The organism is Cupriavidus sp. CP313 (assembly GCF_054072015.1).
The window spans coordinates 1-1,361 of the sequence record NZ_JBSVZB010000083.1; the positions used below are offsets into that span (position 1 = coordinate 1).

Annotated in this window: 1 protein-coding gene and 1 pseudogene; both read left to right on the forward strand. The window is 66.9% G+C overall.

Features of this window, described 5'->3' with window-relative positions:
• Window positions 1-311: pseudogene (locus tag ACW4E8_RS40960) on the forward strand (bifunctional UDP-4-keto-pentose/UDP-xylose synthase); the annotation flags it as partial.
• Window positions 312-324: 13 nt separating this feature from the next.
• A complete protein-coding gene (locus tag ACW4E8_RS40965; RefSeq protein WP_456809692.1) occupies window positions 325-1,224 on the forward strand; it encodes a polysaccharide deacetylase family protein in 900 nt (299 codons plus the stop codon).
• Window positions 1,225-1,361: the final 137 nt, after the last annotated feature.

The window sequence follows — 1,361 nt, forward strand, 5'->3', positions numbered from 1 at the left end:
TCTACAACATCGGCAACCCGGGCAATATCCACTCGGTGCGCGAGCTGGCCGAGATGATGCTGAAGATGGCCGCCGACTACCCGGAATACGCAGACGAGGCGCGCAAGACGCAGATCATCGAGACCTCCTCGGGCGACTTCTACGGCAAGGGCTACCAGGACGTGCAGCACCGCGTGCCCAAGATCGACAACACCATCGAAGAGCTGGGCTGGAAGCCCGAGATCAGCATGGAAGCGGCGCTGCGCCGCATCTTCGAGGCGTACCGCGGCAAGGTGGTCGAGGCCCGCACGCTGGTCGATTCGGCCAACTGAGCGCGCACCGCAGATGGCACGCATTGCCCTGAAGGTCGACGTCGACACGCTGCGCGGCACGCGCGAAGGCGTGCCGAAGCTGCTGTCGATGCTGGCGGCTGCGCAGGCGCAGGCCACCTTCCTGTTCAGCCTCGGCCCCGACCATACCGGCTGGGCGCTGCGGCGCGTATTCCGGCCCGGCTTCCTGAAGAAGGTGTCGCGCACCTCCGTGGTGTCCAACTATGGCCTGCGCACGCTGATGTACGGCGTGCTGCTGCCGGGGCCGGACATCGGCCGCAAGGGCGCCGCCGAGATGCGCGCAGCACGCGCGGCCGGCCATGAGTGCGGCATCCACACCTGGGACCACGTCTACTGGCAGGACAACGTGCGCGAGCGCGATGCTGCCTGGACGCGCCGGCAGATGCAGCAGGCGTTCGCGCGCTACCGCGAGATCTTCGGCGAAGCGCCGGCGACGCACGGCGCGGCCGGCTGGCAGATGAACGAAGCGGCCTTCCGCCAGATCGACGACTGGGGCATGGCCTATGCGTCCGACGGACGCGGCACCGCACCCTATATCCCGACCATCGACGGCGTGCCCTGCCGGCACTTGCAGATGCCGACCACGCTGCCGACGCTGGATGAACTGATCGGCACCGACGACCTGACCGAAGATAACGTCCACACCGCGCTGCTGAAGCTGACCGAAGGCACGCGCGACCATGTCTTCACGCTGCATACCGAGCTGGAAGGCGGCAAGCTGGCGCCGGTGTTCGAGCGGCTGCTGGCGGGATGGCGTGCGCAGGGGCACGAGCTGGTGTCGATGGCGACGTGGTATCGCGGGCTGGATCGGCAGGGATTGCCGGAACTGCCGGTAACGTGGGGAGAGATCCCGGGGCGCAGTGGCGAGTTGATCGTGCAGCCAGAGGTGAGCTGACACATCGTCCCGACTACCGATTGTGTGCTCCCTCTCCCGCAAGCGTGAGAGATGGTATGAACACCGCCCGCCCTAGCGTAGGCACCCGGCCCGAAATGCAAAGGGGCTCTCGCTTGACCGACGGCATCGATGTGCCA